The 22,075-nt window shown below is 42.8% G+C and carries 22 protein-coding genes; 15 read left to right on the forward strand and 7 right to left on the reverse strand.

The window, feature by feature from the left end:
- A complete protein-coding gene (locus BQ7344_RS12970; RefSeq protein ID WP_072522875.1) occupies positions 1–369 on the reverse strand; it encodes a DUF3783 domain-containing protein in 369 nt (122 codons plus the stop codon).
- A gap of 23 nt (positions 370–392) precedes the next feature.
- Positions 393–665, reverse strand: coding sequence for a hypothetical protein (locus BQ7344_RS12975; RefSeq protein WP_072522876.1), 273 nt, complete (start codon positions 663–665; stop codon positions 393–395).
- A 189-nt stretch (positions 666–854) separates the two neighbouring features.
- Here BQ7344_RS12975 and BQ7344_RS12980 point away from each other — a divergent pair, with 189 nt between their 5' ends.
- Positions 855–1,844 (forward strand): aldo/keto reductase, encoded by a 990-nt coding sequence (locus BQ7344_RS12980; protein ID WP_072522877.1) that lies wholly within the window; start codon positions 855–857, stop codon positions 1,842–1,844.
- 206 nt (positions 1,845–2,050) lie between these two features.
- Here BQ7344_RS12980 and BQ7344_RS12985 read toward each other — a convergent pair whose 3' ends face one another.
- Positions 2,051–3,238 (reverse strand): M20 family metallopeptidase, encoded by a 1,188-nt coding sequence (locus tag BQ7344_RS12985; protein WP_072522878.1) that lies wholly within the window; start codon positions 3,236–3,238, stop codon positions 2,051–2,053.
- A gap of 397 nt (positions 3,239–3,635) precedes the next feature.
- On the opposite strand from BQ7344_RS12985, the gene BQ7344_RS12990 reads away from it, so the two are divergent.
- Both BQ7344_RS12990 and BQ7344_RS12995 read left to right on the forward strand, forming a co-directional pair.
- The gene (locus tag BQ7344_RS12990) at positions 3,636–4,481 is read left to right on the forward strand and encodes a hypothetical protein (RefSeq protein WP_015543191.1); all 846 of its coding nucleotides are present in this window, start codon (positions 3,636–3,638) and stop codon (positions 4,479–4,481) included.
- Positions 4,482–5,165: 684 nt separating this feature from the next.
- Positions 5,166–5,669 (forward strand): NUDIX hydrolase, encoded by a 504-nt coding sequence (locus tag BQ7344_RS12995; RefSeq protein WP_072522879.1) that lies wholly within the window; start codon positions 5,166–5,168, stop codon positions 5,667–5,669.
- A gap of 49 nt (positions 5,670–5,718) precedes the next feature.
- On the opposite strand, the gene BQ7344_RS13000 is transcribed toward BQ7344_RS12995, so the two are convergent.
- Positions 5,719–6,381 (reverse strand): Crp/Fnr family transcriptional regulator, encoded by a 663-nt coding sequence (locus tag BQ7344_RS13000; protein ID WP_072522880.1) that lies wholly within the window; start codon positions 6,379–6,381, stop codon positions 5,719–5,721.
- Between the two features lie 144 nt (positions 6,382–6,525).
- Here BQ7344_RS13000 and BQ7344_RS13005 point away from each other — a divergent pair, with 144 nt between their 5' ends.
- From BQ7344_RS13005 to BQ7344_RS16320, 3 genes are all read left to right on the forward strand, one after another.
- Positions 6,526–7,236, forward strand: coding sequence for a 4Fe-4S dicluster domain-containing protein (locus BQ7344_RS13005; protein WP_072522881.1), 711 nt, complete (start codon positions 6,526–6,528; stop codon positions 7,234–7,236).
- Between the two features lie 116 nt (positions 7,237–7,352).
- Entirely contained in the window at positions 7,353–8,144 is a 792-nt protein-coding gene (locus tag BQ7344_RS13010; protein ID WP_072522882.1) for a ParA family protein, read from the forward strand.
- Positions 8,131–8,487 carry a hypothetical protein gene (locus tag BQ7344_RS16320; RefSeq protein ID WP_072522883.1) on the forward strand — a complete coding sequence of 119 codons (357 nt, stop codon included), beginning with the start codon at positions 8,131–8,133 and terminating at the stop codon, positions 8,485–8,487. The genes BQ7344_RS13010 and BQ7344_RS16320 overlap by 14 nt, the downstream gene beginning before the upstream one ends.
- A gap of 169 nt (positions 8,488–8,656) precedes the next feature.
- Here BQ7344_RS16320 and BQ7344_RS13020 read toward each other — a convergent pair whose 3' ends face one another.
- Complete coding sequence (locus tag BQ7344_RS13020) at positions 8,657–9,151, reverse strand: DUF2798 domain-containing protein (RefSeq protein WP_072522884.1); 495 nt, start codon at positions 9,149–9,151, stop codon at positions 8,657–8,659.
- Positions 9,152–9,556: 405 nt separating this feature from the next.
- On the reverse strand, positions 9,557–11,029 hold the full coding sequence (locus BQ7344_RS13030) for a helix-turn-helix domain-containing protein (RefSeq protein ID WP_072522886.1): 1,473 nt from the start codon (positions 11,027–11,029) through the stop codon (positions 9,557–9,559).
- 311 nt (positions 11,030–11,340) lie between these two features.
- Here BQ7344_RS13030 and BQ7344_RS13035 point away from each other — a divergent pair, with 311 nt between their 5' ends.
- Genes BQ7344_RS13035 through BQ7344_RS13060 form a run of 6 tightly spaced genes read left to right on the forward strand, consistent with a single transcriptional unit; the run spans position 11,341 to position 17,887 of the window.
- Complete coding sequence (locus BQ7344_RS13035) at positions 11,341–14,310, forward strand: InlB B-repeat-containing protein (RefSeq protein WP_159431380.1); 2,970 nt, start codon at positions 11,341–11,343, stop codon at positions 14,308–14,310.
- 15 nt (positions 14,311–14,325) lie between these two features.
- On the forward strand, positions 14,326–14,811 hold the full coding sequence (gene lepB, locus BQ7344_RS13040; protein ID WP_072522888.1) for a signal peptidase I: 486 nt from the start codon (positions 14,326–14,328) through the stop codon (positions 14,809–14,811).
- A gap of 52 nt (positions 14,812–14,863) precedes the next feature.
- Positions 14,864–15,322, forward strand: coding sequence for an NUMOD4 domain-containing protein (locus tag BQ7344_RS13045; RefSeq protein ID WP_072522889.1), 459 nt, complete (start codon positions 14,864–14,866; stop codon positions 15,320–15,322).
- Between the two features lie 29 nt (positions 15,323–15,351).
- Complete coding sequence (locus tag BQ7344_RS13050) at positions 15,352–16,392, forward strand: DUF7601 domain-containing protein (RefSeq protein ID WP_072522890.1); 1,041 nt, start codon at positions 15,352–15,354, stop codon at positions 16,390–16,392.
- Entirely contained in the window at positions 16,389–17,153 is a 765-nt protein-coding gene (gene srtB / locus BQ7344_RS13055; protein WP_072522891.1) for a class B sortase, read from the forward strand. Before BQ7344_RS13050 ends, srtB begins: the two co-directional genes overlap by 4 nt.
- Positions 17,150–17,887, forward strand: coding sequence for a Spy0128 family protein (locus tag BQ7344_RS13060; RefSeq protein ID WP_072522892.1), 738 nt, complete (start codon positions 17,150–17,152; stop codon positions 17,885–17,887). Before srtB ends, BQ7344_RS13060 begins: the two co-directional genes overlap by 4 nt.
- Before the next feature lie 134 nt (positions 17,888–18,021).
- Here BQ7344_RS13060 and BQ7344_RS13065 read toward each other — a convergent pair whose 3' ends face one another.
- Positions 18,022–18,300: a type II toxin-antitoxin system HicB family antitoxin gene (locus BQ7344_RS13065; RefSeq protein ID WP_015543219.1), complete on the reverse strand. Its 279-nt coding sequence runs from the start codon at positions 18,298–18,300 to the stop codon at positions 18,022–18,024.
- 564 nt (positions 18,301–18,864) lie between these two features.
- On the opposite strand from BQ7344_RS13065, the gene trpE reads away from it, so the two are divergent.
- From trpE to trpD, 3 genes are read left to right on the forward strand one after another with little or no spacing between them, the layout of a single operon-like run.
- Positions 18,865–20,349, forward strand: coding sequence for an anthranilate synthase component I (gene trpE, locus BQ7344_RS13075; protein ID WP_072522893.1), 1,485 nt, complete (start codon positions 18,865–18,867; stop codon positions 20,347–20,349).
- Positions 20,346–20,933 carry an anthranilate synthase component II gene (locus BQ7344_RS13080; protein ID WP_072522894.1) on the forward strand — a complete coding sequence of 196 codons (588 nt, stop codon included), beginning with the start codon at positions 20,346–20,348 and terminating at the stop codon, positions 20,931–20,933. Before trpE ends, BQ7344_RS13080 begins: the two co-directional genes overlap by 4 nt.
- Positions 20,934–20,986: 53 nt before the next feature.
- Positions 20,987–21,997: an anthranilate phosphoribosyltransferase gene (gene trpD / locus BQ7344_RS13085; protein WP_072522895.1), complete on the forward strand. Its 1,011-nt coding sequence runs from the start codon at positions 20,987–20,989 to the stop codon at positions 21,995–21,997.
- Positions 21,998–22,075 lie beyond the last annotated feature (78 nt).

Raw genomic sequence — 22,075 nt, forward strand, 5'->3', positions numbered from 1 at the left:
CTAAATAAAATGCAGATGTTCTTTCCATAATTCTTTATACAATGCTTCTGCAGTCCAGAAGATATTGTGTGGGGTAATGATAGCTTTTAACGGAATAGATGCTGCGCCGGTCTGCTTATAGTCGGCGAGAAAGGCATCCATCTGCGTGGAGTCGGTCCCGGAGAATACCATCATTCCGAGTGGGAAATCCGGGCCGATATAATTTGTTTTTTCTTTGTGAAAGCCCTGGATTCCGGCAAGAAAGCCAAGCTTCTGCCCATAATTTATCCGGGAAATTTCTTTTACCTGCATTCCGTTTTTCAGGGCAGTACTGCGAACCGCTCTGAGTTTTTCTGTTTCGAGTCCGAAAGTTAATATAATCTGTGCCATTTTTCTACCTTTCTAAATCAGTTTTAGAGCCCATTCTGATACACGTCATTGATCACGCTCTGGGCCTGTTCCACTTCTTTTTTCTGAATGATCGCATTTCGGTCACTTAAGATCGCAAGCATTTCATCTATGAGGTCTTCAATCCGCGGATTGCTTATTCGATAGAGATATCCGAGCATCCGGGTGGCAGTATAATCTGTATTCATATTTTTGTATGCAATCTCTGCACAAAGTTCTTTGGGATATCCTTTGCTGAGTAAAATTTTATATAATTCATCAGTACGTTCTGATGCCATGATCTGTCACTCCTCTATAGTATTTCCATTTCGTGTTTTTATGTATCTTGATTATAGCAACAAATAAATCGAATGGCTATTCCATTTTCGGAAAAGTAAAAGCCTTACAAAATTTCTTGACTTTCGAAATATTTGAACGGATAATCTTCTATAGAAGGAATTTGAATATCATTTTGGAGGGTGAAGGAAATGTATACAGCAGCAAAAGAACGATATACACAGATGGAGTGTAAGCGCTGCGGAGACAGCGGCTTAATGCTTCCGAAGGTGTCTCTGGGACTGTGGCACAATTTTGGTGATACAGCAAATTATGAGAATATGAAAAAGCTTTGTTTCACTGCATTTGACAATGGTATCACACAGTTTGACCTTGCAAATAATTACGGACCGGAGCCGGGAAGTGCCGAGAAAAACTTCGGCCGTATTCTGAAAGAGGATCTTGGAGTTTACCGAGATGAGCTGATCATTACAACAAAAGCAGGATATGATATGTGGGAGGGTCCTTACGGGAACTGGGGAAGCCGCAAATATCTTCTTGCAAGTCTTGATCAGAGCCTGAAACGAATGGGACTGGAATACGTCGATATTTTTTATCATCACAGAATGGATCCGGAAACTCCTCTTGAAGAGACAATGGGAGCGCTGGCAAGCGCAGTACAGAGAGGAAAAGCAATCTATGTCGGTCTTTCCAATTATGACGGGCCTACCCTGGAAAAAGCAGCTGCAATCCTCAAAGAGCTGCATTGTCCGTTTGTAATTAACCAGAACCGCTATTCTATTTTTGACAGAGCTGTAGAAAAAAATGGATTAAAAGATATGGCGGGCAAACTGAAAAAAGGTCTGATCACATTCAGTCCTCTTGCACAGGGCCAGCTGACGGACCGCTATCTTCACGGTATTCCGGAAGACAGCCGAATCCGTACAGATGGAAGATTTTTAAAAGAAAGTACACTGGATGAACACAGGCTGGATCAGATTCGTAAGCTGAATGATCTGGCAGCACAGCGAGGCGAGAAACTTGCCGACATGGCACTCGGATGGCTGCTTCATCACGACGAAGTTACAAGTGTACTGATCGGTGCATCAAAACCGCAGCAGATTCTTGACAATGTAAAAGCAATCAGCTGTGCACCGTTTACAGAAGAAGAACTGAAACTGATCGATGAGATTTCTGCGTAATTATTTAACACTGCAGAAGTATAGCAAGGCTGTCGTACTAGTGCGGCAGCCTTTTTTGCGGTGCGCCCGGTGGCGCGTCCGCTGATTCAAAGTAGGTGCCGGACAGGTCGCAAATGTTCAGTATTATATAAGTGGAGAGGGCACGAATGGAATCTGACCAAAAGTTGAAGTGATGTTTAATGGATATCATGATGCCGGTGAAGCATTCATGTTGATTTTTCTTCCAGAAAATCGTACGCAAACTGTGCGTACATCGCAGCTCCGCGTTTTAAGACGCTTTCATCTACGGTATAGTGATCGTTGTGGTTTTTGGCGGTGATGCCAAGAGATTTATTCTGGCTTCCGACCAGCCCGAAGACACCCGGAACTTTTTCCATATAGTAGGCGAAGTCTTCACTGATCATCATTTTCGGGAATGATTTCAGACAGTCAGTACCGTACACTTTGGCAGCGGCATTTTTTGCAATCAGTACCAGATCTTCATGCTCATTGATGATCGGAGCCGGAAAATATTCAAAAGTCAGAGTAGCCTTTGCTCCCATGGAAGCAGCTGTATTTTCAGCGATTCTGCGGAGCAGAGGCTCTGTTTTTTTGCGCATTTCAGGGGAATGGGTACGCGTAGTTCCCTCCAGAACGACCTTATCAGCAAGAATATTAAAGCGCTGTCCGCCTTCTATCTTACCGACGGTGACAACCAGTGGATTCAGAGGATCATTCATACGGGAAACGATTGCCTGAATTTCTGTGATGATATAAGCGGCAGTCAGAATCGCATCAGCACCCTGATGCGGGGTGGAACCATGAGAGGAAACACCCTCGATTTCAATTCGGAAATTGTCACAGCTGGCCATACGTGGGCCAGATTCAAAATTCATATAAGGTGCATCCAGATCTCCCCAGATATGTGTGCCGTAAATGGCATCTACATCGTCCAGAAAACCATGCTCGACATAGTACTGTGCACCGTGGCAGGATTCTTCTGCAGCCTGAAAGATGATCTTTACATTTCCTTTCAGGTCTTCTTTTTTTGCCATCAGCATACGGATTCCGCCCAGAAGCATGGCAATATGGCAGTCGTGTCCACAGGCGTGCATGACACCTGGATTCTGACTGCAAAAAGCAAGTCCGGTGTGTTCATCAACGGGAAGTGCATCGATATCTGCACGAAGAGCGACTGTCTTGCTCTCAGGGGTAGCTTTGCATCCCTCGATCATCGCCCAGAGACCGTTATAATCCGGATAATAGTGAGGAGTCAGCCCCATTTCTTCAAGAAGTTTTCCAATCTGCCCGGTGGTGTTTTTTTCCTCAAAAGAAAGCTCTGGATGTGCATGAAAATAACGCCTCTGCTCGATGATCCAGTTCTCGTTTTGTTCTGCCAGATTCTTAAAATTCATATCAATTTCCCCTCATGTATGCTGATGATAACTGAGTAATATTATCTATTTAAGATGCCATATTTTATGAAATAATAGTAGCGAAAGTAGTAAAGAATGTCAAATGATTTCAGGGATAGAAATAAATGAAAGTTAAGAATAATTTGTCGAACATTTTTTGTTGACACTGCGCGTTTTTTCTTTTACATTATGTAATATACAGACAGTTGCAGGGAAATTGTCGATTACAATTTGTTATATCTATTATTTTCTAATGAATATTCTTATCTCGATTTCAGAGAAAATACCAACATAGAAATCATATAAACAGCAGAAAAGTATGTTGTCTGTAGTATTTTTTTTTGATATATTGTAATTAGGTGATTTTTTTGAATACTTTTTTGCAGAAAGGATTCAAATGAAAGAAGAAATCAGTGTTACAAAAGAAGAAAAATCTTCAGTATATCAGCACGAAGATGCAATCATGAAGAGTATGATGCAGTTTTTTGCTAATGAATTATTGCCATATTTAGGAATCCATGAGAAAGTTATTGGAATCGCACCTACTGAATCTACTATATTGGAATTTCATAAGTATTTTCAGGACAATAACCTGATTATGGAAGATGGAAGCTGGAAACATTTCGAGTTTCAGAGCAGTAGTAAAGGCATTAAAGATTTGAAAAGATTTCGTTCGTATGAGGCGGTAATCAGTTATCAGTACAATGTTTCGGTAACTACATGTGTGCTGTTTTCTGGGAAAATTAAAAATCCGGTGACAGAATTTACGGAGGGACTGAATACATATCGAATAATGCCGATTATTATGGCAGATTGGAATGCAGATGAGTTTTTGATTGAACTGAGGCACAAAATAGACGAAAACGAAAAAATAACAAAAGAAGAATTAATCAGACTGGTTCTGATGCCGTTAATGGGTGGAGAATCAGCGCAGAAAGAGCGTATTACAGGTGCGTTCAGAATAATAGAAAAAGCAAAAGATATTTCGGAGGAGGATGTCCGAAGATTGGAGGCAGTGATATACACAATGGCTGACAAATTTTTAGAGAAAATTGATCTGGACGAAGTAAGGAGTGAAATGCGAATGACAGAGTTGGGAAAAATGCTATATAAAGAAGCCGAAAAAAAGGTTAAATTGGAATCAGCCAAAAATCTTCTCGGAATATTAAATGATGAACTGATTGCCGAAAAGATTGGAATACCGTTAGAAGATGTATTGAAATTAAAAGAAGAAATGAAATAGAATATTGACTATAAAACAGGAGCTGTCTATAAGATGGTTCCTGTTTTATTACAGGAAAACAGGAAAAAAAGGAAAGCATCATAGGAAACCTGGGTTCTACGAGCATCGTTGCAATATAAAGTATAGTATTTGTAGAAATAAAAAAAATTTTTTAAAAATTAAAACCATCCGGGCTATTTAAGTGTCTATTAGACAGAACGGCTAAAAAAACAACATTTTGATGGTATTACGAAAGCCGGTCAGGTAAAAATTGTTGCTAAGATCGGAAAGAAAAAATTAATCTGTAAAGTCTGCAAAGGAGCTGGACAAATTTATGTTTCTAATGCAGGAATCTGTGGCATTTGTGGTGGAAGCGGTCAGCAATATATGTCTTGTTTGTACTACGACATGATAATGGGCTGGGTCGTCGGATATACAATGTGTGGCAGCTGCAGCGGAAGTGGACATGTATCAGGATATGTTCTATGTAATCATTGCAGAGGAACCGGGCAGCAGGATTAATTACCAAATTTGATGCCCGTGTCACAGATTCCATCCTTGGAACTCCCATTTGCAATCCTCTCCCTGGGATGCTATGATAAACACCAGAAGCATGACTGGGAAATTCGCCAGAAATACAATAAAAAAATTCAATACAAAGTTTAACAGGAAATTCAATACAAAATTCAACAGGGAGACAAAAAAATGGAATATTGGGACATTTATGATAGAGATAAGAAGCCGACGGGCCGTACAATGAAACGGAACGACTGGTGCCTGAAGGATGGGGAATACCACTTGACGGTACTTGGTGTGGTAGCGCGTCCGGATCACAAATTTCTGATTACGAAACGAGTCATGACGAAAGCATGGGCACCGGGATGCTGGGAGGTTTCCGGCGGAGCTGCACAGGCAGGTGAAGAGTCCCTCGAGGCAGTACTTCGTGAAGTAAAAGAAGAGACCGGGCTTGATGCACGGGATGCCGACGGCGGTTATTTGTTTACTTATAAGCGTGAAAATCCGGGCGAAGGTGACAACTATTTTGTCGATGTATACCGCTTTATTATGGATGTTAAAGATGAAGATCTGCATCTGCAGGAAGCAGAGACAGATGGCCACATGTTTGCAACTCTGGATGAGATCAAAGCCTTTGCCGCAGAGGATAAATTCCTTCATTATGACAGCATCAAACAGGCGTTTGAATTCTGATAAAGCTATCGTATCAAACACGGCAAAACGCGATAAAAGCAAGTACAATCTAGTCGATATCTTTTAATACAAAACTATTTTTGTGATAGTCCAGAAGCCCTTCTTTTTTCATTTTACCGAGTTCCTTTGACAGAGCGCTGCGATCCAGACTGAGGTAATCTGCAAGCTGCTGGCGGTTCAGCGGAATGTCGATGTAACGGCTTTTCTGCAGTCCTGCCTGATAGGAAAGATAGGAGAGCAGACGATCGCGGATCTTCTTGGAAGAGGTGTGCAGGATGCGGCGCGACAGCAGCAGGTTTTTGCGTGCGCTGATCATCGTCATATTGTGGATCAGATGCGAATATTCGCCTTTTCCGGCGGCTGCAAGCCTGAAAAGTTCCGCTACATTCAGAAAAAGGATTTCTGCTTCTTCCATAGCGATGACATCAACCATCATCGGTTCGTCGGGAATACAGGCGTAAGCTTCTGCAAATACTTCCCCGGCGCGTGCAAGACTTATGATATTTTTGTTGCCCCACAGGTCATTGTTTTCAATCTGGACAGTACCGTATAATACGATTCCTACATCAGTGACAGGAGTTCCGGCAAGATAAACCGGGGCTCCTTTTTTATATTTTTTTGTAAAAGTTTTCAGTCCGTACAGAAGGTTTTCCGTCGCGGAGGGGGAGCACCCCTGAAACAGTGCTGTGCGGGAAATCAGTTCATAATCCATAAAAATTCTCCGTTTTTGCTTATTTTGTGGTTATAACCACGGATTTTTCCTTGTTAGTTTAGTATTCTTTGGGTGTAAGGTCAAGGCACAAAAAGAAAAAGAGTAAGAAGAAACCAAAAAATAACAAAAACAGGAGGATATTTTATGATCAGAAGAATTATTCACATAGACGAAGAAAAATGCAACGGGTGTGGAGCGTGTGCGGCCGCCTGCCACGAAAGCGCAATCGGAATGGTTGACGGTAAGGCGAAGCTTCTGCGTGACGATTACTGCGACGGACTTGGGGACTGTCTGCCGTCTTGCCCGACCGGCGCGATCACCTTCGTAGAGAGAGAAGCGGCAGCTTATGATGAAGAAGCCGTACTTGCAAATCAGCGCAAAAAAGAAGCACAAAACAAAGCTGCACATCATTTAAAAGGGGGCTGTCCGGGAAGCCGTATGCGTCAGATGAAACGCGAGGCAACTGAAGCTCCGGCAACAGCAAAGATGGAGTCTCAGCTTCAGCAGTGGCCGGTACAGATCAAGCTTGTGCCGACACAGGCTCCGTATTTTGAAAGGGCAAAATTGCTTATCGCGGCGGACTGTACTGCCTATGCCTATGCAAATTTTCATCAGGATTTTATCAGAGGAAAGGTTGTTTTAGTTGGCTGTCCGAAGCTTGACAGCGTGGATTACAGTGAAAAACTGGAGGAGATCATCCGAAGCAACAACATCAGCAGCGTGACAGTTGTTCGCATGGAAGTTCCGTGTTGCGGCGGTCTGGAAATGGCAGCAAAAAAAGCTCTCCAGAACAGCGGAAAATTCATTCCGTGGCAGGTTGTTACAATCTCCGTTGACGGAAAAATTCTGGACTGAAACAACAATAACAAACAACGTTACCTGCTAAAATAATAAGCAATAAGCATTGCCAATTTCGACAGAATCCCTTATAATGTGACATATGAAATGACATTTTTTATGGAGGGATTCCGATGGGAAAGACCGTGACGATCTGTTTTACCAATAACAAAGGCGGCAGTGGTAAATCTACAACCTGTTCGAACCTCGGTGCGGCGATGGCGCGTGCCGGCAAAAAAGTACTTCTGGTGGATGGAGATATGCAGTTGAATCTGTCGCTGGCATTCTTTCCGGAGGACTGGGTACTTGAACATGCACAGGGAGAAAATAATCTCTATTATGCAATTGGGAAACAGGCGGATCTGACAGATTATATCGTGCATACACCGTACGAAAATCTGGATCTGGTTCCATCTTCCACACTGATGAGTTCAATCGAATATGAGCTTTTTACAAAGTGGCAGAGAGAATTTATCCTGCGAAAATGCCTGCAGAAGATCAAAGATTCCGAAGTTTATGACTACATCCTGATCGATGCACCACCGACACTTGGCGGCTGGGTAATGAATATCCTGTGTGCATCGGACAAGGTGATCATTCCTGTGGAAGCAAGCCCGTGGGGAATGTTTGGTCTGGCAAATATGTTTGAGTTTCTGAATGAAGTAAAGCAGATTTCACCGGAACTTGAGGTTGCCGGAATTGCTGTTACGAAGGTCGATACCCGTAAAAATTACTTCAAACAGACGATGGAAACCCTGCATGAGCTGGAAAGTATTTATGTATTTGAACATGTGATCCGCGTAGACAGTTCCGTAGAATGGTCCCAGGATAACAGTGTTCCGGTAGTTGAATATAAGAAATCCAGCAGAAGTGCGAAAGAATATATGGAATTGGCAGAGGAGGTCATGAATCGTGTCAGTAGGTAAAGACAGCATCCTGCGTGCAGCAAATGCAGATGCAAAAACAACAGAAGTAAAAGCAGAAGCAAAAACGGCAGAAGAAGTAAAAGCTCCGGCAAAAGCAGAGGCAGCGAAAGCACCGGCAGCAAAGAAAGCTCCTGCAAAGAGAACCGCAGCCAAAAAGACAACAACTGCGAAAAAAACAACAACCACAAAGAAGACAACGACAAGAAAGAAAACTGTGAAGACATCCGTTCTTACACCACAGAATTCTGAAGAACTTCAGGCAGCTTTTGTAAAAAATGCAGAGCCGGAAACTGTTGCAGGACCGGTTCATATCAATGAAGATCTTCCTGTATATCTTCTGTAATAAGAGAAGATTTCGACTCCAGGTCTTCTGAATTAGAAATCAAAGAAAACAAAAATCTGGTCATGCAGAGAGTCTTCTAAGATCTCCACAGACCAGATTTTTTATGCCAAAGTATGCAAGAGAAGTTGCCAGTGGCAAGTTCACTGTATTGAAATACTTTATATCAGATTTATTCAGCAGATGCAGAGACAGCCTGTACAGCTTCATTTTCTCTGAAAATATGTCTGAAAATAAAGCGTACGATCGGACCTGCATAGATCAGCTGCCAGAAGAATGCCATTGGGAAATTCATTGCGGTTGTCTGAAGCCATACAGCGACGAACTGGCTGCCGGCATTTTTAAACAGGATTGTTGCGGCAAGGCTCATAAGCGGACACATAAAAGCAACAGATGCCACGGAGATTGCAAGGATCTTGCTGAACGGATGGCTGTTTCTGAAATCAACCATACGTGCAGCGCACATGAAAGCAAGCTTGGATACAATAAAGAAATCAAGGATGAAAGCAATCGGGCCCATGATCACAAGTTCATGAAATGCGGAGAGAAAAACTTCATTTGACATTCCGCCGATGTTGAGAGAGATGTTGTAACAGATCATCGCATAAACCATAAAAAATACCATAATGATCGTAAAAATAACTTCCTGAAATTTGTTTTTAGGCATAAAAAACCTCCTTAAAATGATTAAATTGATACACTACTGTTCATAGTAAGTTACGTGAGCATGTGTTGTTCGTTAATCATTCAAAGAGAATGTGCGTTTCCAATTAGACCATATTCAATTTTGCGTGGATTATATTAACACACAGAAAAAAAGATGTCAATCATAAATTTCGCAGTATATAAAAACCAAAATACAAACCGGTCAGACCAAGATGGACGATTTTGTCAGAAAAGACAAAAAATCCTGCCCACAAATTCTGCCACATATTGTTTTATCTGTCGGAAATGTTATATACTGCAAACAGTTAAATGATCCGGCGAGTATGAAAACGAAAAACAGAAATACCCTGATGAGCACTGAGCATTTCAGTATACATCAGGGTGTTTTTATGTAAATAACAGAAGATCATTCTGTTTCGGTTCTTTCCTTTTTCAGATAATCAATGATCTGCCGAATCATGGCAACACTTTCTTCTTTGCTGTAAAAACAGCTTTCTTCCATATTTTCCAGATAGTCACGGAAAATTTCTACCAGCTTTGTCTCTTCGATGTTCAGTACAAAAATTTCACCGGCATTGTTTTTGAAGATCATTGTGCCGGAATTTCCGCGGATGCAGAAATGAAGATTTCCCGGGAGATGATTCAGTGGTTTCTGAAGAAAACGGTACGCACCGGATTCGCAGCATGCACATACACCTTCCAGAACCTGTATGCGCTGTCTAGTAGTCAGTGGATGATAAAAAATCTCCGGAATCTCATCTGTGCGTCCGGAACGTACAAACTGCAGAAGTCCCTCATATGTAGAATAGATAAAAAACTGCTGATTTTTTATTTTGTCCATACTCATCTGAAATGCCTGTTCAGCCATGACAAGGATCGCATCTGCATTCGGGAGATCGTGGTTAAACATCTCACGCAGCAGAGTACCGGTAAAAAATGGTGTCAGACAGGATTCCGGCTGGATGCCGAGCAGGTCATTTTCGGCGAAATCGGAATCAAACATGTTGCCGATTACAACGGCATGATTTTCCGGAGTAAGCGGAGCAGGAGTGAAGAACAGTGTACACTGTTCCTGATAGGATATGTACAGATTTTTAAGCATACGCAGTACTTCTCCGGAGCGGAAAAAGATGCCGGTCTGATAGTCTGAACTGCACAGAAGCGCTTTATCTGAAGTAAGAATCATGCACGGATAAAGATTAAAGCTCTGGTAATGTGATTCAATATTGTCATAATAATAGTACAGTGAGTAGTCATGCCCTGCCATATAAAGCGGGAATACGCTGTGCAGGTATTTCAGGTTGATGAGCTGATGATCATCTGTAAAGGTTGTCTCGGTTCCAATGCATACAATCTGGCTGATCTTCAGCGAATCGGAAGGATTCAGGCTTGCAAGAAGATTGAACAGGAATTTGTAGTCCGGCTGCAAAAAGAGACTGATCTCACCGGAATCACGGTCTGCTTCCGAAAGAATCATCTGGTGGACATAATAGTTTATATGCTGCAGAGAAGTCAGTGAAATACAGTCGGACCGGTTTTCTGCATAAGTAAGATCCGGAGTAAAAGAACAGCCGCAGAATTCTGCAGAAGGCTGATCCGGAAAATTGCAGATAAAACTTTCCACACTTTTTCTTTTATAATACGCATCTGCGCCGATTCTGGCGACATCCCAGCTTTCTTTAAACTTTTGCCATTCCATCGGAGAGAGGTGCATAAACTGCGCCATTTTTTTTATGATTTCATCAGACGGAGGATTACGCTTTCCACTGATAAATTTGTACATAGTTGAACGGTCTGTATCACAGTATTTGGCCATGGAATAGACTTTGATTTTTTTGTCATCGATAAATTGACTGAGTGTGTCGGAAAAAGCAGACATATAAGAAAACTCCTCATAGATTATTCGTTGATATAAGCATAGCATGAGATGCCCGAAAAGTCCTGTATTTATTGAAAAACAGTGAAAATAATTTCTGAAAAATCCGGAAAGACCGAAGAATGAATGTCGAACTTTATATGAAAAACACGAATAATATATGCAAAAATGACGCTGTAGGCTGCAATTCTGGAAGTTGTATACTCAATTGCTCGCTGATAAACTATAAGTGTCACAGAAAACGGGGTAATGCTGAAACAGAAAGACATAAAAACTGTGACAAATATGAAAAAGGAGGAAGGGAGAAAAACGGAATGTTAAAAGGAATAAGAAAGATAATGACATTCCTGTTGACGTTGGCTGTAGTCTTATCCTTCATCTGCCAGACAGATCCGCAGATTTTTGCACAGAGTCCGGATGTTACTGACGATGAAGCAGAGGTGGCTGTTCAATCTGATGAGACGGCACTCCCTGAAGATGAACAGACGGCAGAAGAGGGGCCGCAGGAGTCGAAAGAAGCGGCACAGGAAGAAGTTACGAAAGAAGAAACGCAGGAAGAAACTCCAGTGTCAGAGACGACGCAGATGCAGGACACAGATGCGGACGAGCATCGGGGGATGGTAACGAAGCAGGAAACGGCTGATTCGACAGAGGTATCCGGGAATGCAGAGATGAGTTCGGATGAAGCGGGTTCAGTCAGCGTACAGACAATCCTTATTGATCCGGAAACACACTTTACGGTAACCTGCCGTTTTTATAGAACAGAAGATAAATCAGAAGATCCGATTAATACCCAGATTCTTTCTGAAAATGAAATTCTGGTAAAACCGCAGACACCGGCGGCATCCGGTGAAAATGCAGATAAGAAAAAATTCCTGGGGTGGTTTCGGGAAGACGGAACGGAATTTACAGCAGAGGATTTTTTGAAAACAGGTGCACAGATTGCCGGAAAACAGGACGGTAATCTCACAGAAAATGTGGAACTCGATCTTTTTGCAAAGTTCAGTAATGTACATTATGTCTATTACAAAACAGATAATGGAGAGCATGGTAGAATCCTTCATACTGAAGCATTGGCAGATGGTGAAAAAATTATACCTGTTTCAGAAAATTATGGATACAAAGCAGAGGTGGGATATGTATTTGTCGGCTGGTCCGGGAACGCAGAGTCCAATCAACCGGACAGTGAATATACGATCAGCAGCGCAGACGGTGATTTTATCCTTTATCCGGTAGTAAAAAAAGCAAGCTGGATACGCTTTGTATCAAATGGTGGAACGGCAGTAGATCCGCAGCTGGTTTACTATGGTGAGAACTCACAGAAGCCTTCTGATCCTGTGAAAGCCGGATATATATTTGACGGATGGTTCACCGATGAGGATTGCAGTCAGGCATACACATTTGGACAGACGGTAGAAACAGATCTTATTTTGTATGCGAAATGGAGAGAAGGAACTGCCGGCTACAAGGTTGTGTACTGGAAAGAAACGTTGACGACAGGTGTATATGATTATGTCAGTCAGGAGTCGGCAAGCGGTGCGACTGGAAGTACTGTGAAAGCAGATATTTATGGAAATGCCACAAGGTATTCCTGCTTTCATTATGATTCAAAGGCATCGAAAGATGTGACGATCGCAGGTGACGGGTCTACGGTACTGAATGTACGGTATGCGAGAAATTCTTATGTTTTTAAATTCCATCTGAATGACGGAAATGGAAGTATTCAGATCGGAGGAAAGACATATACAGGAAGTAATTATTCGTTTACCGCAAAATACGGTGAAGCGATCGCAGACAGATGGCCGGCCGGAAATGAGGTACAGTACAATAACAGTGGTTGGGGATGGAACTGGTATTTTAATGGATGGAAAGGCGGAAAAAACACAGAAATACTTAAAACTTCAAAGCGACAGACAGTTACAGAGGACTTAATAAGGACAGATAAAGACAATGAAATACAGAATTATACAGCAGACTGGCAATCGAATCTGTATAAATTGGATGTACGTTATTGGGGACAGAACGTAGACAATGATGAATATACAGAATTAACAGATTACAGTCAGTTTGTATATGCGGCAGGATCTTTTAATCCCAAAAATATTACGGGATATGACTATGAGAAGCAGGAAGTGACCGATGGTGGACGGGAAAATGCAGACCAAACGTATAATTTTTATTACACACGAAAAACATATGACCTCCAATTTTACAATGTCAGTCAGAAACCGGTAAAAACAGTTCAATTTATTCGTTTCGAGAAGGATATTTCCAATCAGAATTGGACACCGCAGCCGCCGGATTCACTTCCGGAATATATGACGGAATTTGCAGGATGGTATACAACTCCGGGATGTGAAGAGGGTTCTGAATTTTCTTTTGATAATGCAAAAATGCCGGCATCTAATCTGGCACTTTATGCACAGTGGAGAGCAAAGACGATCATAGTTACGTTTGTGACCGGGGAGAATGCAACACAGATTCCGGAACAACAGTTTGAAGCAAATCATGTGGCACGGAAGCCGGAAGATCCGGAGAGGACACACTACAGGTTTGTCGGATGGACAATGGATGAAGCAGGAACGCAGCCGTTTAACTTTGACCAGATTCTCACGAAAGATCTTACGTTGTATGCGCAGTGGGCAAATGAAGGCAGTTACACACTTACTTATGATGCAAATAACGGAGAAATAAATACTCCGACATTGCTTGATACCAGACGTTATGCGGGCGGTGCCAAAGCAAAGATGGCGGGAGTCCCGAAAGACTGGGCGGTGCCGGAAAACTCAAAAGGATTTCTCTGCTGGAATACAGAGGCAGATGGTACCGGTATGGATTATTACCCGGGGAATGAATTTGTGATGCCGGAAGAGGATGTGATCCTTTATGCAAAATGGACACAAAAAAGGAAAACAACTCTTACCTATAATTATAACGGCGGTATGGTAAATGGAGAGAAAAAAGCAGACGATGTTGTGGAAATCGAAAATCCGAATGAGAACTATACAATCAATAACGATTGTGTTGATGTAAAGATGAGCGGATTTTACTTCGCCGGCTGGAGCACTTCTGCGGACGGAAGCGATGGAGTCCTTCTGAAGAAAGGTGATGTGATCCGAATCGATACATTGGATGAAGATAGCAACGTGCTTTATGCGCAGTGGAAAGAAGAAACACCGGCTCCGATGGGTATCACAGATGAGCCACTTCCGTTTGCTGTGATGTCACTTGCAGGAATCGGCGTGGCCGGACTTCTTCTGAAGCCGGCACGGCGGAAAAGATAAAAATCGGAGAGAAATATGAGAGCACTTCGTAATTTTCTGGTCAGGCTGTTTTTGCTGATCACGGTTATCGGGATTCTTTTTGGAGTGGTCTTTGGGCTAACGCCTATGGCAAATGCAGATATGCAGCCGGCGGTATGTGCGGGTGATCTGATGCTTTATTACAGACTGGACAAAAATCTGAAAAGTGATGATGTTGTGGTATTCCAAAAGGAAGGTATACAGTATACCGGACGGATCGTGGCAGTGCCCGGAGATGTTGTGGAGATCACGGATGAGTCAGATTTAATGGTCAATAAAAGCACGGTGATGGAAGACAATATTTTTTATACGACACCGGCATATGATTCAGAGGTGGAATATCCTCTGGCGCTGAAAGAGGATCAGTATTTTATTCTCTGTGACAACAGGGAAGGAGCAAAGGACAGCAGGTCTTTTGGGGTAGTGGATACAAGTGAAATAAAAGGAAAAGTCATTACCATAGTACGCCGTTCGGGTATCTGATGGATGAGTGACGGAGCAGTAAAAAAGATTACAGACAGGATAAGGTGAGAGTATGTGGCGGGATATAAAAGGATATGAAGGACTATATGAGATAAACGAAAATGCAGTTGTCCGCAGAGTAGACGGCACGGGAATTGACGGGAGAAAGGTTTCTACGCATGTAGTTGTGTCTTCACGTACGAAAAAAGGGACACGTTACATTGCACTCTGGAAAGAGGGTGGGCGCAGAACCTATATGCTCCATAAACTTTATGCGACAGCATTTCAGATGTCGGAAAATGAGGCGATACGGAGATTGTACCGTGGCTTTAACGGAAACGGGGAGGCAATCCACAATGTATGCGGGACACTTCTTGAAAGTCTGAAAATCTATGAAAAAGAACAGGCGGAAGGACTGAATAGGAATGATGAGATTCTGTATATCCGTCAGTTCCTGGAAGAGCTGAAGACAGACATGGAAGAAAAAAACAGGTATCTGGAAGAAGTTCCGCAGAGGATGGCAGAGATGTAGCAGTAAAAAGATTTAAGGAGGAAGTAAGTATGATAAGCAAAGCGAAATTTATGAAAAAAATGGCAGCTGTTGTAATAGCTGGTGCAATGATGACGGTAATGGCTGTGCCGGTCATAGCAGCAACCAGTCCAATCGGCAAAGGTGTTGACGGACTTAAAATTTCAAAAACACTGGAAAAATATGAAAATTCATATATACCGAATACAACTTTTGGTTTTGAGATTGCTCCGGGAGTTGCGGATCCGGACAATAAAGTAGAAGTCGGCCCTGCAGGCGGTGTAACTTTTGCGAATGGATCTACAACAGGAAGCATTGGTTTTTCATCTGCAAAAAGTGATATCGGGAGTAAACAGGAAACGAAGGATACAGCACTTATGGTCAATGCATCATCGTTCGTTGAACCGGGAATTTACCGTTATGTGATTAAAGAGACTTCGACAAGTGGATTTGAAGGCATTGCTTATTCTACAGAAAAAAAGATTCTGGATATCTACAAATATTCAGATGACTCTTTTGACTACCGCTTCTTTGATGAGGCAACCGGAGACAAACTGTCGGAAGCAAATTTTACGAACACATATAATCATGCAGAAGGTCAGATACAGGATCTGACGGTATCAAAGACAGTAACCGGGAAGCTTGGTAATCTGTCAAAAGAATTTGCGTTTAATATTGCAATAAACAGCAGCAATAACGATGAAGTATATTATGTTACAAAAAATGGTGAAACAGCAATTGAACAGTGGAATGGAAGCAGTACAGCAATCACACTGAAATCAGGCGACAGTGTTACAATCTATGGCCTTTCTGCAAATGATTCTTATACTATTACAGAGGTTGAGGCAAATGCGAATGGTTATACAACCAGCATTGCAAATGCAGGTTCTTCTAAAGATGGTACGGCTACCGGAACAATTACGGCAGATACGAATGTCAGCTATACAAATACAAAAGATGCAACACCTCCGATGGGTATCGTAATGGATATCGCTCCATATGCGATCATGGTAGCAGCAGCCTTTATCCTTGGTTTTGCGTTCCTTCGCGTCAGACATTACGGAAAAAAATGAAAATAATTGTTTTTGTATCAAAGACAGGTGACTGGCTGGTCAGCTTCGTGGCGGCAATTCTGGCAACTGTGATGCTTTTGTACGGCGGCTATGCCCTGTGGGATATGGCAATGCTGTATCAGGGGGCGTTTGTCTCTCAGAATCTGATGAAGTATAAACCGTCTGTGTCAGTGGATGAGGATGATGCAGGTCTTAATGAACTTCTGGCAATCAATCCGGATGTCCGTGGATGGCTGACGATAGACGGCACCCATGTGGATTATCCAATCGTACAGGGCGAAGACGATATGGAATATGTAAACAAAGGTGTGTATGGAGAGTTTTCATTGTCCGGGACCATTTTTTTGGACAGTGAAAACACATCAGATTTTAGCGACTGTTATAATCTGCTCTTTGGGCATCATATGGCAAATGGTGCTATGTTTGGGGATGTGGTCCGGTTTACTGACAGGACTTATTTTGAAAAGCATCAGACAGGGAGGCTTTTTTATCCGGATGGAAGAAGCGTTGAAATCACTTTGTATGCGTGTCTTCAGACGGATGCTTATGACAGGCTGGTGTACCGGCCGGAAGTCAGAAAGCAGGAAAACATGGCAGAACTGCTTGCATATATCCAAAAAGAAGCTGTGCAGTACCGGGACATCGGAATTACCAGGCAGGACCGGCTGATCGGGCTGTCAACCTGTGCTGAAGCAGAAACAAATGGCCGTGTGATCCTCTTTGGGCGGCTTGAAAAAGAAAAGCAGGTGAATCAGACATGATAAAAAAAATAAAAAAGTTATGCAGGCTGCTCTGCATTTCGGCGCTGATCGGGATACTGCTCTTGCCGGGTCAGGTGATGGCGGATAGGGGAGGAAACAGCTGCCGGGTCACACTTCCGGTTTCGGTTATTTACAGGAACCAGAACAGCGCAGACAGCAGAGTTTTTGAGTATGTGCTTTCCGCAAAGGAAAGCGGGGTACCGATACCACAGGAAACGGAACTTTGTATTACAGTCTCAAATGGAGCGGGCAGAGGGTTGTTTGGAGCAATCGAATATACGGAACCCGGGGAATATCATTATGAAATATCTCAGAAATCCGGTTCCGTAAAGAATATACGATATGACCAGAGCCCCTATGAAGTGACGGTATATGTCCTGAATGATGGACAGGGAGGATTCGAATCAGAAGTCTGGGCATCAAGGAAGGGAAGTGGAAGTAAAACGGATGCAATTCAGTTTGTGAATACAAGACTGATTGCAAAAAAGCCTGCTGCGACACCGGTCATTACCCGGATACCGACAACCAAATCAACTACAGCGCTTAAAAGAGCGACAACGGTGCAGGGAAGACCGGGCGGCAGTACGACGGCTGTATCACACAGTGTGAAAACAGCATCCAGTCCGAAGACCGGAGACAATACACCGCTTGAAGTATTTGTCGGAATCCTTGTACTTTCGGGAGTGATGGCAGCGGCGATACTGGTACTCCGAAAACTGCAGAAAAAGCAGTAAAAGAGAAGTAGAAATTTGCTGTGGCAATGTTTCTGAAAATATCATAATACAAAAATACCGGTGGAATCGAATCAACGTTCCACCGGTATCTGTAGTTCTGGTAAATATTCCCTGAACAAAAAAAGTTGGAATGATCATTCATCCCAACCCTCATAAAATCTGATATTGACGGAGATATTCCGGACAATATCTCCATCCTGAAGTTCCAGATCATCCTCATCGGAAACCGGCGGAAGCTGGCAGTCATCTTCATCAAGTTCAAGTGTGATCCAGTTGTAGGCAGCTGCATTAGCCTCTTCGATGGCCTCGTCAAGTGTGTCGCCCTCACCGTAACAGTCTTCAAGATCAGGGAAAAATCCCCGGTAAGTTCCTTTGTCAGTTTTGCGGAAAACCGCAGGATAAATAAATTTCATAGTGGATAAACTCCTTTTTATGATACGACAGTGCCTGTATGGTACTGCTTTTTTTCTTTGCTTATTATATCATATTCTCCGAAGTTTAAAAGAGGGGAATCACAAAGTTGAGAATAAAAAATGTGAAATCTGTCTAACCCTATTGACAATTAAAAAAAATCATGCTATTTTATAGAAAATTCAATTTAATAAGTTAAACCGTTGAAGCGGAGATAAAAGCTGTTATGCGCGCACAGAGAATCCGGGTGGGTGAGAGCTGGATGGAAATGCAGGCTGCTAAATGGACCGCTGAGGGCACAGGGAAAGGTAGTAGCTTAGTATTCTGTGACGTAGGGCATACGTAAGTTGCCGGGAATATGCAGGTATTCCGCAAAGCGCACGAGTCATTTCGTGAATCAAGGTGGCACCGCGGGTGAAGTTTATTGCTCGTCCTTGACAGAGGAATCTTTGTCATGGACGGGCTTTTTATGTTACAGGAAATTATTCTGTAATATTCCAATAACGTAAAATGCTCCGCTTTATCAGACACATTCTAAGAAATGCATCAGGAGGAGGTAAAGATACATGTATCCTACACTGGAAAACATCAGAGAGATTGCAGCAAAAGGACAGTACAAAAGAGTTCCGGTCTGCCGGGAAGTGTATGCAGACAGATATACACCGGTAGAAGTTATGAGAACTTTAAGGAAGGCAAGCAGACATTGTTATCTGCTGGAAAGTGCCAGCCAGACAGAAGTGTGGGGACGCTATTCTTTCCTCGGATACGAACCGGTGATGGAAATTACCTGCACAGACGGATACATGAAGATCCGTCATACAGAAGTGGGCAATGATGAGGGGGTTACGAAACAGGTTGCACATCCGGGAGACACTTTAAGAGAGATTTTGAAAGAATATAAAAGTCCGGTGATGGAAGAAATGCCTCCGTTTACCGGTGGGCTGGTAGGATATTTTTCTTACGATTATATCAAATACAGCGAGCCGAAATTAAAGCTTGGAGAGCACGAAGATCCGGATTTCAGGGACATGGATCTGATGTTATTTGATCAGGTAATTGCGTTTGATCATTATCGCCAGAAGGTACTTTTGATTACAGGAGTGATGCTTGATGATCTTGAAAAGTCTTATCAGAAAGCAGAAAAAAAACTTCAGGAAATGGCAGATCTGATACGCGATGGAGAGAAAGAGGAGTTTCCTTCATTGAAGCTGGCATCTGAGATCAAACCACAGTTCCCAAAAGAAAAATACTGCGGTATGGTTGAAAAAGCAAAGCATTATATCCATGAAGGTGACATTTTTCAGGTTGTGCTTTCTAATCCGATGAGGGCGAAAGCAGAGGGAAGCTTATTTGATACTTACAGAGTTTTAAGAGCGACAAACCCGTCACCGTATATGTTCTATTTTTCCAGTGATGATATCGAGCTTGCAGGTGCATCACCGGAGACACTGGTAAAGCTTGAAGACAAAAAACTGACAACATTTCCTCTTGCCGGAACAAGACCGAGGGGTAAGACAAGAGAAGAAGATCAGGAACTGGAAGCCGGACTTTTAAAAGATGAAAAGGAACTTGCAGAGCATAATATGCTGGTCGATCTTGGGCGAAATGATATAGGAAGGATCAGTAAGATCGGAACGGTTGAAGTAGAAAAATATATGACTGTGGAACATTTTTCACAGGTTATGCACATCGGTTCCACGGTTGCAGGTGAACTCAGAGAGGACAAAGATGCAATAGATGCCGTTGATTCCATTCTTCCGGCAGGAACACTATCCGGAGCACCGAAGTTCCGTGCATGCCAGATCATCGAAGAACTGGAGCAGAGTAAACGAGGCATCTACGGAGGAGCTATCGGTTATCTGGATTTTGCCGGAAACCTTGATACCTGCATTGCAATACGACTGGTATACAAGAAAAAAGGTGAGATCTGTATCCGGTCCGGAGCCGGAATTGTGGCGGACAGTATTCCGGAAAAAGAATTCGAGGAATGCTGCAACAAGGCGAGAGCGGTTGTACTGGCAATCGAGAAAGCACAGGAGGGACTGGAATGATCGTACTGATTGATAATTATGACAGCTTTTCGTACAACGTATATCAGCTGATCGGTTCCGTAGCACCGGATATAAAAGTTGTACGAAATGATGAATACAGCGTAAAAGAAATCGAAGAAATGAAGCCGGAAGCACTGATTCTCTCACCGGGACCGGGCAGACCGGCAGAAGCAGGAATCTGCATTGAGGCAATTCGATACTTTGCCGGAAAACTTCCAATCCTTGGTATCTGCCTCGGACATCAGGCAATCTGTGAAGCTTTCGGTGGGGAAGTCTCCTATGCAAAGGAACTGATGCATGGAAAGAAAAAGACCATTTATACGGTTGGAAAGAGCCCTCTTTTTGAAGGACTTGGGGACAGCTTTCAGGCAGCAAGATACCATTCACTGGCAGCAGTAAGAGAAAAATTACCAGATGTCTTAAGGGTTACTGCTGAGGCGGAAGATGGTGAAATCATGGCTGTTGAACATACAGAATATCCGATTTTCGGAGTACAGTTTCATCCGGAATCTGTCATGACACCGGATGGAAAAGTGATGGTGGAAAACTTTATGAGAGTTGCAGAGCAACGAAACAATTCGTAAGTATTCATAGTTATAGGAATTTGGTATAAAAAAATAATCAGGAGGAAATTAAAATGATTAAAGAAGCAATCGTAAGACTTTCCAAAAAAGAAAATCTGACATATCAGGAAGCAGAAACAGTTATGGATGAAATCATGAGCGGACAGGCGACAGCGGTACAGATGTCTTCCTATCTGACGGCACTTTCCATGAAAGGCGAGACGATTGATGAGATCACTGCATCTGCAGCAGGAATGCGTGCACACTGTATTAAATTACTGCATGATCTGGATGTACTTGAAATCGTCGGAACAGGTGGTGACGGGGCCAATTCCTTCAATATTTCCACTACTTCTTCACTGGTTATTGCAGCAGGCGGAGTGCCGGTCGCCAAACACGGAAACCGTGCAGCATCCTCAAAAAGCGGTGCGGCAGATGTGCTTGAAGCACTTGGTGTAAATATTACGATTCCACCGGAAAAGAGCGCAGAACTCCTTAAAAAAATCAATATCTGTTTTCTGTTTGCACAGAATTATCATATAGCAATGAAGTATGTGGCACCGATCCGTAAAGAACTTGGAATCCGTACAGTATTCAATATTCTCGGACCTTTAAGCAACCCGGCGGGCGCCAATATGGAACTGATGGGAGTATTTGATCAGGCACTTGTAGAGCCGCTTGCACAGGTAATGGCGAAGCTTGGCGTGACAAAAGGAATGGTTGTATTCGGACAGGATAAGCTGGATGAGATTTCAATGAGCGCACCTACGTCTGTTTGTGAAATCAAGGATGGCTGGTTCCAGTCTTATGAGATCACGCCGGAGCAGTTCGGTTATGAAAGATGTTCCAAAGATGATCTTGCAGGTGGTACTCCGGTAGAAAATGCTGAGATCACAAAGGCAATTTTAAGAGGAGAAGAGAAAGGACCGAAGCGTCAGGCAGTATGCTTAAATGCGGGTGCAGCACTCTATATTGCAGGCAAAGCTGAGACAATGGAAGCCGGTGTCCGTATGGCTGAAGAACTGATTGACAGTGGTGCGGCACTGAAAAAACTGGATGAATTTATCGCCTGCTCAAATGAGTAAGTGCTATAATAGGAAAGTCAGAGTATTGTTCCGAATGAAGGGATTGTATATCTGAACTTTATAAGAAAAGGAAATTTA

The organism is Blautia sp. Marseille-P3087, from assembly GCF_900120195.1.
In the GTDB taxonomy this organism is placed as follows: domain Bacteria; phylum Bacillota; class Clostridia; order Lachnospirales; family Lachnospiraceae; genus Blautia_A.